We start from the raw sequence: 9387 nt of genomic DNA, 5'->3' as shown, positions 1-9387 counted from the left end.
CCACGACCAGCTCGTGGATTGGGTGATCTCCGCACTTCGGCGCGGGTGGACCCCGGCGGAGATCTCCGGGCGGCTGCCGCTCGAGTTCCCCGACGATGCACGGATGCGCGTCGGAGTCGAGACGCTCCGGGCTTGTCAAGTTTTCTGTGTAAGCGGTTCGGAATTGGTGGTCAGAGGTAGGGGTTGATTCGCTCGGGGTAAGCCAGGGCGAGTTGCTCAAGGGCTTGTTTCCAGTTCGTCGTGACGTTGCCCTCGTGATCAGCAAGCTCCTTCTGCCTCCGACGACGCTCCTCGCGCTCCGGGCTGATCGCATCCATAGTCACAGTGTTTCTCCTTCAGGGGGGTGAACCTCACCCCCTTACACAGACCATTTGACAGGCTCCCGGCCCACGCCGGTCCGGTACGAGATGGCCGCACCCGGGCAGCTGGTGCACGTGGACATCAAGAAGCTCGGCCGGATCCCCGATTGCGGCGGGCACCGGACGTTGGGCCGGCAGGCCGGGAAGCGGAACAACGACGAGCATGGTCGCGGGGGCCGCGGTTGTGCGTTCCTGCATCACGCGGTCGATGATCACTCGAGGGTGGCGTACTCGGAGATCCTCGGCGATGAGCGCAAGGAGACCGTGGCGGCGTTCTGGGAACGCGGACGCGTACTTCGCCGGCATCGGAGTCACCGTGACGGCGGTGATGTCCGATAACGGGTCTTGCTACCGCTCACTCGCGTTCGCCGCCGCACTCGGCGACGGCGTCAAGCACCGCCGCACCCGCGCCTACCGGCCCCACAAAAACGGGAAGGTCGAGCGGTGCAACTGCACGCTCGCCGCGGAATGGGCCTACGCCGACACCTACTCCAGCGACGAAGCCCGAGCCGCGACCTACCAAGACTGGGTCCATCACTACAATCACCACCTAGCCCACACCGGGATCGGCGGCGCCACCCCCTCAGACCGCGTTCACAACCTCACGGGGCGATACACCTGGGCGTCGGCCATGACGTTGTTGACGATGACGCCGTAGCCGTGCGGCGTGGTCAACAATCCGACGCATGAAATCGGGCCGCCAGCTCACGACAAGCGTTCAATCACCATGGCCATCCCCATACCGCCCGCAACGCACATTGACTCGACGCCAAATTGCTTGTCGTGCCACTGAAGTGAGTTGATCAAGGTTGTAGTGATCCTCGCCCCAGTCATACCGAACGGGTGCCCGACGGCGATCGCGCCGCCATTGACGTTTAACGAATCAAGAGGAATACCGAGACGCTGGGCTGAGCCGAGAGCCTGCACCGCGAATGCCTCGTTGATCTCGAAAAGGTCGATGTCCTCGAGTTTCATCCCGGCATTGGCTAACGCCGCTGGGATCGCCGTAACCGGAGCCAGACCCATGACCTCTGGTGACATTGCGGTCACCGACGTGGACACTATCCGCGCCAGTGGTACCAGACCTAGGTCCTTTGCCTTCAGGTCGCTCATCACGACGAGGGCCGCTGCGCCATCGTTGAGGGCGCACGCGTTTCCCGCCGTCACCGTACCGTCCGGGCGGAATACCGGCTGAAGTTGGCTGACCGCTTCAAGAGTGACACCAGGTCGAGGGCCGTCGTCATGGGAGACTATCGAGCCATCGGGGAGAGTCACGGGAGTAATTTCTCGAGCCCAGAATCCTGAGGCTATCTGCGCTTCGGCAAGATTCTGACTGCGCACCGCGAAAAGGTCCTGCTCTTCCCGCGACATCCCAATCACCTGCTGTACATTCTCGGCTGTCTGCCCCATGGCAATATAAATGTCGGGCACCTCAGAGTCCTCCCGGGGGTCCCGCCACATTAGCGCGCCAGCCTCGGACCGCTCCGAGGTGCGGGACTGGGCACCGCGAAAGAACGGGTTGCTCAGATCCTGGCCGGGGATGAAATCGGAGGTTCCTTTAGAGAAGCGGCTGACCGTTTCTACTCCTGCAGAAATGAATACGTCGCCCTCTCCGGAGCGGATCGCGTGGAAAGCCATTCGAGTCGTCTGCAGCGACGATGCGCAATACCGGGTCACTGTTACACCCGGGAGGTGGTCATAACCGAGCATCACCGCCACGGTTCGCCCGAGGTTAGATCCTTGTTCACCTCCAGGAAGCCCGCATCCGAGCATTAGATCCTTGACGTCCTTCGGGTTCAGCTCCGGAACCTTGCCCAGGGCCGCGCCCACGATATGGGCGGCGAGGTCGTCGGGGCGCATGTCCTTAAGAGACCCCTTGCCGGCCCGCCCAATGGGGGACCGGGCTGTTGCAACAATGACTGCTTCCGGCATAGCACACCTGAACTTCCTTGTTGTCGTGAACCTCATAGTCACGCCCTCAGAGTACGAAACGGTACCGAGGGGTACAACCATTCCGCTGAGAAACCGGCCGATCGCGGTCTGCGGAATCGCAACTGATCGAGCGGATCGTGCAAGCGCCGCTCCACGGTGCAAAGGCTACTCGCTTTGAGCGATACAGTTCGTTCTAAACGACGGCGTCACAAGTTGGCCATCACTCAGCAAGCGCGGTCAACGTCAATAACAACGACGATGCCGAATCCCTGCCGATCGTTACCGGAGCGAGGACGGGTTCATCTATCCCGGCGGCCCGCAGTCCTCGAATCCTCGCTCTTATCTCGTCCGCGTCGCCTATCATAGCGACCGCTTGGATCAGCCTCTCGCTCACCGCCGCCGTTGCATCGCGACCGTAGCGACGCGCTTCACGCACAGCCTTGACGTCGTCCGCGTATCCATCGTCGGCCAGCGGATCGCCATAGGCAGACAATTGCAAGTACGACGACAGCTGGCTCGCGACCTTCCGGTATGCATGATCACGATCCTTTGGTCTGTCGACGACGCACACCGGAATATACGCCGCTGTGGTGAACATCCGTCCTCGCGCCACCTCGCCAGCGAGAGCACACAATCGCGCCGCTCTAGCCTCGGTCACCCAATTGAGGAGCATCCCATCCGCGATTCCCGCAGCGATCTTCACCATGCGCGGCCGGAGCGCGCCAACGAACAGCTGCGGAGGCACCTCAATATGCTGCCCTCGCAGTTTGAGTACGCACGACTCGCCCCCGGCGCCATAGTGATGTAGCGTGGAAGTCTCGAGAGCTGCGCGGATCGCAAAGACCGCTTCGCCCACCTTATCAGGAGAAGCCGGTCCGCGCCACCCGAACTGGGGAGCCGCCGTCTCGCGGTGGCCCGCCCCCAGCCCCACGGCCACCCTGCCTGGGGCGCTTTCGGCGAGCGTTGCAACCGCCATCTCCAGAGCAGGCAAAGGCCGGGAGGGAAGAGGGATGACGCCAAGGCCAACACCGATTGTCTGCGTCTGAGTCGCCAGGATCGCGGCGGTCACAAAAGCATCTCGACCGCTGATCTCGGGGAGCCATATACGGTCGTATCCAAGACCTTCAACGAACTTAGCCTGTTCGACAAGTTGCGGAAGGGGGGCTCGTGAGGAGAGCGCAGTCGCCAGTCGCGACATATGCGATGCGCGGATTAATCCGACGATGCAAGCTGTTTAGGCTCCTCCATTGTGAGCGGCTCCCCGTGGCACTTCGGTTCCGACTGGCCTCCCGGTTTCGTAATGAGCACCTGCGTTCCGCACGTCTCACAGGTGTATCGCTTCCCGACTTTCAGCATGGCAATCCTTTCGTTCGTGTCACACTATGTGTGATGCGGAGGCTTATTTTGCGACCATGTCGACGTCGTCACACTGCAGAGTTCCGTCGCCACCTTTGGTCACGACCAATTCCGCACCGCACACTTCGCACTTCATTCGCTTGCCTGCTTGATTCATGATCGATTCATTCCTTTCGGGATGTTCATCTCTGCGTTATCATTCTCGCACAGCCCACTTCTCAGGTCACTTTTCTCGCCTCCACATCATGCAGCCTCCGACGAACGTCGCCATCACCTGGGTCTGTTCGAGCATCCGCCGCGGGTCGTCGCCGAGAACGACGGTGTCAGCGGTCCGACTCCAAGGTGAGTGCGATGCACGCCGATGGTTCCAACCCTCACGCGACGGTCCGTCCACCTCGTCCTTATCGGTGATGAGGCCGAGAGCGTCGTCCGGTGTGATGCGTTCTCGGACGCCCAACGGTTCGGTTCCACTGCCCCGCCGACGACGATAGACGGCCGCCGACATCGTGTCCAGCGGAGTGGCCACTGTAACCGGACGGTCGCTCGCGCCGGCCATGGGGATTCCGTGCGAGATTACGCTAGCGACCGGATAGAGCCACTCCTGCTCGACGGGGCTGAGAAGTTCCCGGTACTTGGGCGCGCGCTCTGTCAAGAACGCCGGGTTCGTTGTCACGGCGGTCCCCGTTGCTTTGATTCGCTCGAGTTGACCCGGCAGGGGAAGGCCGAGGTGCTCAATACGATCGCGTCCCCACGCCGGCGGACCGGATGCTTCGATAGCGACCAGCGCCGCCTCCAACTCATCAGGCTCAGTTGCGTGAACTGCGACTGGCCATCCGAATCCACGTGCGTGTCGCACGCACTCGGCGATGCCGTCGGACGGTGCAGCGACCTTCGCGCCGAGCACACGCACCCCTCCCCGGCTCGGAGTGCGCTCCCTGTTCCGTGCCACCGCGGAAACTTGATCGACGGCGAGAAGCGCGTTGACCCGTTGCCGAATGACGCCACGATTCACCCAGGTTTCGTACTGCGCGATGTCGTCCCAGGTATTAGTGGCGCTAGCCTCTGTGACGCTCGTGAGTCCCATGGCTGCAAGCTCACGGGACAGAGCGTTCAGACTTGATTCGAGTGATTGCTCGCGCTGTCGCGGCATCCTCAAGAGTGAGGGGTCGTCAGCTCGCACAAGCTCACCGGTAGGAGCCGTTTCATCGCCGGCGCCGGCCAGGATACGCCTGGCCGTCGAGTTCAGAAGAACCACCTTCCCTGTCCGATGATGAAGAGCGCACGGGTGGCCATTTGTGATCGCATCAATCTCAGCGACGGTCGGTGCCCGCCTCTCCCTGAGAGCGCTCTCGTCCCATCCCCAACCGCGAATCCATCTCCCGTTGAATTCGGCGACGCTCGTCTGCAATATGGCGAGCAACGCCGGTATGGAACCCGCAACACTCAAATCGACAGAGAGCCTCGCGGCTGCCGCCGCACGCAGATGCACATGAGAGTCATGAAACCCGGGCAGCATTACCCACTTGTCGGTATTTCGCCCGGTCATCAACGGACGAATCTGCTCGATCCGTGCGCCCGAGACTCGCACTTCGATGCGAGCTCGCCGAACCCAGCGCCCATTCCGATGGTGCAACGGCGTCGCCTCAAACCGCCACATCCGCGACCTGCGGCGTCCCGAATTGCTTGCTGAGCCCACGACGGAGAACCTTTCCAGTCGAGGTACGGGGGAAATCGTCAACAATGTGGATTCGGTCGGGCCTTTTCGCCCCGGAGAGGGATGCCTTGCATTCTTCCAGGAGGGCGTCGACGGTCCCGATCGCTCCCGGCACAAGGCGTACCGCGGCTTCCACGCGCTCGCCCCAGTGGTCATCGGCGACAGGGAAAGCCACCGCCTCCTCGACTTCTTCGTTTCGCTCGAGGACATCTTCGATTTCGCTGGGCGAGATGTTCTCGCCCCCTCGAATAATCAGGTCACTCGCTCGGCCCGTCAGAAATAGGTAGCCGCCCTCGTCGACGTGTCCAATGTCTCCAGTGTGAACCCATCGTTCAGAGTCCAGCGTGACGCGGGTGCCTCCAGCCCTGCCCCAGTAGCCCGCCATCGCTCGACCAGTTCGGATGAACACCTCCCCCGTGACGTTGGCGGGGGCGATGTTCCCCTCGTCGTCGGTCACGCGGATCTCAACGTCCGGGAGCGGCTTGCCCACGGAACTGAGGCGGCGCCGCTTGAGCTCGATCTCGTCCGGCGTGCCTTCAAGACGGTGATCGTCCGGGCCGAGGAGCGAAACGGTGGAGTTCGTTTCCGTCTGCCCGTAAGCGCACGAGAACGACACGCTCGCCGGGAACCGCTCGAGCATGGCATGCCGAACAGCAGGCGGCATCGGAGCGGCACCGTACGTCATCATCTGAAGACTCGTTAAGTCAAACCGATCGAAATCGGGGTGTCGCAGGAGGAGCGACACCATGGACGGCACGAGGAAGGCGTGAGTGATCTTCCGGCTTTGGACGGTTTCGAGCCATCTTCCCGCCTCGAAATCGAGCAGATAGGTTTCGCGTCCCGAGAACAGGGAGACGGCAATCGTTGACAGCCCCGCGACGTGGTAGAGCGGCGCGGCCACAGCAACCCTGCCATGGAATTCTCCGTCTGCCGCCTCCCCCTGGCTCATGACGTACTGCGTGAATCCCCCATGCGTGAGCAGGACGCCCTTGGGAAGCGATGTCGTGCCGCTGGTGTACAGCATGACCGCGACATCAGAATCGTCGACGTCTGCAGGCTCGTCCTTCGGCTCGAGTCCAGCGGATCGGGAGTGCGCCTCTTCGAGAGTCAGCACCCTGTCGCGAGTCATCCCCGCTGCCAAAATGCCATCAATGTATCTTTCCTCCGCGATGACCAGCGACGCTCCGGAATCGCTCACCAAGTGGGCCAGCTCGCTTCCGCGGGCACGGTAATTCATCGGTACGACTGTCGCGCCAGCCATGAGAATGCCGAAGAACGAACTGAGCGCCCCGGCCCTGTTGGTCGAGAGGAGCCCCACCCGGTCGCCGCGAGAAACACCCAGCGATTCCATCAACGCCGCCTGTCGCGCGGCCTCGTCCCTCAGCACTTGGTACGTTTTCTCGTGTCCATCTCCGAATACCGCCACATCATCGGGCACGATCATGGCGGGGATGTCGACAACGACTGCCAGGTTCATAAATCCTCCATCTTGCTCGCTACGAAATCCACTAGATTGGGTTGCCAGCGGCGTCTAGATAAGACACGGCAATGTGACCTTCTCGGTCAGCATCGGCGTATTGTTCGTCGCTGAACCCGAGAACCTCCTTGTAGACGTACTCGTTGTCTGCGCCTAGTCCACCGATCGGGGACCACTTCATCGGTGGCCCGCTCCATTTCCACTGATGTCCAGGATAGAGATGCGTACCGGTTGCGGAGCCCGTATTCTTGCGCAAGAATCCTCGCGCTTTGACGTGCGGATCAGAGAAAACATCATCTTCGAGCATGATTGGTCCCGCGGGCACGTGAGCGTTTTGTAACAAGGTGAACACCTCGTTGCGCGTGCGCGTGCGTGTCCAGTTGGTGATCTCGGCGTCGATATCGTCTTGCGAGGCGAGGCGCCCCGCCTGAGTGAGGAAGCGGTCGTCCGCTGCCCAATCAGGGTTCCCCATCACTTCAGTCGCACGATGCCACTCGTCATCGTCTCTGATGGTGATGGACACGAACCGATCGTCCTCATTCGTGGGGTAGACGCCCTGGACGAAGTTGAGGTCCCGGTTCGTCATGGGCTGGCTGTCATGACCGTTTGCGGCAGCGTCTATAAACATCTCACCGATATGGTTCATCTCGTTCTCCACCTGCGGGAGGACGATCAGATCGCCCTGCCCAGTGGTCTGCCTGCGACGCAACGCGGCCATCACCGCGAAGGCGCCGACGGAGCCTGACGCAGGGTCCATTTGGAACACGCTCGTGGTCGTCGCGGGCGCGCTGTCCGCATAACCGCGGACAGCGGTAATCCCAGAGAACGCTTCGAAATGGGCGCCGAATCCCAAGTACGTTGAGTACTTCCCGCCAATACCGGCCGGCGGCATCCGCAGCAGGATCAGGGCGGGATTGGTCTCGTGCAGAACCGGCCAGTCGATGCCGAGATGTTCTAGCACGGAAACATTGTTGTTCTCGACGAACACGTCCGCCGACTTGATCATTTCAAGGAAGATCTCGCGCCCTGATTTCTTACGCAGATCAAGCGTCATGAGCTTCTTGCCCCGCGCGTGCCAATTGAACATGGCGTGACGATCCTGCGGGCGATCGCCAGTCTGCCCGTCCGGATATGCCCGGCCCATCGTCCCCATCATCTTCATCTGTGCTTCGGTGGGACGAGCCACCAATCCGCGCGTGCTACTGGGGAAGAGCCATGGATTATCGACGCGGATCACTTCGGCACCGAGGTCAGATAGCAGCATCGTGACGGTCGGGCCGGACCAGACAACGGTCATGTCAATAACGCGAAGTCCCTCGAGAGGAAGGTGAGACATCATACTCCTTTGTACAATCTCGGTCGCTAGCTGCGACTCAACTGGTGAATTCGGCCAGTACGGCGACGGTATGCTCGCCGAGCCGAGGCGCTGCGCTGGGGTTCCAGCCATCCTCAATATTGAACGGACTGCCCGGGTGCACCACCCTCCCGATCGGATGGGTCACTTCGGTGAAGAATTGACGCTCCTTGTAATGCGGATCTTCGAGCACCTCTGTGGGTGTCTTGATGGCTGTCAGCGGCCACTTGTGTCGCTGGGCCTCCTCCATGGCCTCCTGCCGCGTCCGCTGTAGCAGCCACGGGTAAAGGGCCGCGTCGATGGCCTCCTTTGTCTCCATCGTCGCGAACATCGACGGATCCTGCGCCACCTTGGCGAAATACGCCGTCAGGTCGTCGTCCGCGATAGCCTCGATCATTCGAGGCAACCACGCCTGCGTCACAACCGTCTGGACATAGCCGTCATCCGTGGGAAACGCGCCGTTAGGCAGGATCCCTCCCAGCACATTGCCGCGCCCGGTCAACTCGCCGTTGTAGGCATAGTTGAGCAGAAACGTTGTGCGTCGATCCGAGGAACTAAGGCCGGTTTCAAAGCCGGAGACGTCGACGTGCACGGCCTCATTCTGGCCTTCCGCGACAAGGAGTGCCGCCATGGTGGCGGTAGCTGCCGAGTTGCCGGTCTGATAGATGGACATGTACCCGCCCAATTTGACCGGGACATCATCCTCAGCGCCGTTGCCCCCCAGCGGCCCACCCATACCGTAGTAAATGAGTTCCGAGCCCTCATACTGCGCGTATGGCCCGTCCTGTCCGAACGGCGTGATGCTCGTCATCACGAGTGTGGGCTGCACCTTGACCAGATCATCGAAGCCAAGCCCCATCGCCGCGAGCGCGTCGGGCTTCAGTCCCTCGACGACAATGTCCGCAGTCGCGACCAGTTTCAGGAGGGAATCTCGCGCATTGCTTTGCTCCAGATCGAGCACCACGGACTTTTTGCTCGTATTGGTGTGCAGAAACACCGCGGACCCATTCTCATCTTGCTCATTTCCAACAAACGGAGCCATCCTCCGAACCACGTCGCCCGTTGGCGGTTCAATCTTGATCACCTCGGCGCCGTAATCACCGAACAGCTTGGTCGCGTAATTTACAGCGATTCCGCCGCCAATTTCGATGACCCGGATTCCTTCAAAAAGCCTCATTGCTTCTCACTTTCTCGT

Annotated in this window: 8 protein-coding genes and 1 pseudogene; 1 reads left to right on the top strand and 8 read right to left on the bottom strand. The window is 61.3% G+C overall.

Translation table 11 applies throughout. From position 1 onward, the window contains the following. Positions 1–170 precede the first annotated feature (170 nt). Positions 171–317, bottom strand: a complete 147-nt coding sequence (locus tag J1M43_RS15885; protein WP_206477436.1) for a hypothetical protein — start codon at positions 315–317, stop codon at positions 171–173. A gap of 66 nt (positions 318–383) precedes the next feature. On the opposite strand from J1M43_RS15885, the pseudogene J1M43_RS15880 reads away from it, so the two are divergent. Then, positions 384–1017 (top strand): annotated as a pseudogene (locus J1M43_RS15880) (integrase core domain-containing protein); the annotation flags it as partial. 47 nt (positions 1018–1064) lie between these two features. Here the strand turns inward: J1M43_RS15880 and J1M43_RS15875 are convergent. The 7 genes from J1M43_RS15875 to J1M43_RS15845 all read right to left on the bottom strand — a co-directional run bounded on the left by J1M43_RS15875 (position 1065) and on the right by J1M43_RS15845 (position 9369). After that, positions 1065–2291 carry an acetyl-CoA C-acetyltransferase gene (locus J1M43_RS15875; protein WP_033105364.1) on the bottom strand — a complete coding sequence of 409 codons (1227 nt, stop codon included), beginning with the start codon at positions 2289–2291 and terminating at the stop codon, positions 1065–1067. Between the two features lie 220 nt (positions 2292–2511). Continuing rightward, on the bottom strand, positions 2512–3489 hold the full coding sequence (locus J1M43_RS15870; RefSeq protein ID WP_084595595.1) for an LLM class flavin-dependent oxidoreductase: 978 nt from the start codon (positions 3487–3489) through the stop codon (positions 2512–2514). A 201-nt stretch (positions 3490–3690) separates the two neighbouring features. After that, the gene (locus J1M43_RS17235) at positions 3691–3783 is read right to left on the bottom strand and encodes a hypothetical protein (protein WP_366233326.1); all 93 of its coding nucleotides are present in this window, start codon (positions 3781–3783) and stop codon (positions 3691–3693) included. A gap of 87 nt (positions 3784–3870) precedes the next feature. After that, positions 3871–5163, bottom strand: a complete 1293-nt coding sequence (locus tag J1M43_RS15860; RefSeq protein WP_268746245.1) for an amidohydrolase family protein — start codon at positions 5161–5163, stop codon at positions 3871–3873. 127 nt (positions 5164–5290) lie between these two features. Next, a complete protein-coding gene (locus J1M43_RS15855; RefSeq protein ID WP_033105367.1) occupies positions 5291–6838 on the bottom strand; it encodes a class I adenylate-forming enzyme family protein in 1548 nt (515 codons plus the stop codon). A gap of 31 nt (positions 6839–6869) precedes the next feature. After that, entirely contained in the window at positions 6870–8174 is a 1305-nt protein-coding gene (locus J1M43_RS15850; protein WP_268746243.1) for a CaiB/BaiF CoA-transferase family protein, read from the bottom strand. Between the two features lie 37 nt (positions 8175–8211). Next, entirely contained in the window at positions 8212–9369 is a 1158-nt protein-coding gene (locus tag J1M43_RS15845; protein ID WP_206477434.1) for a CaiB/BaiF CoA-transferase family protein, read from the bottom strand. Between the last annotated feature and the right edge of the window lie 18 nt (positions 9370–9387).

The sequence above is a fragment of the Microbacterium sp. KRD172 genome, assembly GCF_017168295.1.
Lineage (GTDB): Bacteria > Actinomycetota > Actinomycetes > Actinomycetales > Microbacteriaceae > Microbacterium > Microbacterium profundi.
This window is presented reverse-complemented; position numbering and strand designations above follow the sequence as displayed.

Bases quoted from the DNA above. Each gene is read 5' to 3' on its own strand.
- J1M43_RS15885 (WP_206477436.1), bottom strand. From the start codon at position 317: ATGGATGCGATCAGCCCGGAGCGCGAGGAGCGTCGTCGGAGGCAGAAG.
- J1M43_RS15875 (WP_033105364.1), bottom strand. From the start codon at position 2,291: ATGCCGGAAGCAGTCATTGTTGCAACAGCCCGGTCCCCCATTGGGCGG.
- J1M43_RS15870 (WP_084595595.1), bottom strand. From the start codon at position 3,489: ATGTCGCGACTGGCGACTGCGCTCTCCTCACGAGCCCCCCTTCCGCAA.
- J1M43_RS17235 (WP_366233326.1), bottom strand. From the start codon at position 3,783: ATGAAGTGCGAAGTGTGCGGTGCGGAATTGGTCGTGACCAAAGGTGGC.
- J1M43_RS15860 (WP_268746245.1), bottom strand. From the start codon at position 5,163: ATGCTGCCCGGGTTTCATGACTCTCATGTGCATCTGCGTGCGGCGGCA.
- J1M43_RS15855 (WP_033105367.1), bottom strand. From the start codon at position 6,838: ATGAACCTGGCAGTCGTTGTCGACATCCCCGCCATGATCGTGCCCGAT.
- J1M43_RS15850 (WP_268746243.1), bottom strand. From the start codon at position 8,174: ATGTCTCACCTTCCTCTCGAGGGACTTCGCGTTATTGACATGACCGTT.
- J1M43_RS15845 (WP_206477434.1), bottom strand. From the start codon at position 9,369: ATGAGGCTTTTTGAAGGAATCCGGGTCATCGAAATTGGCGGCGGAATC.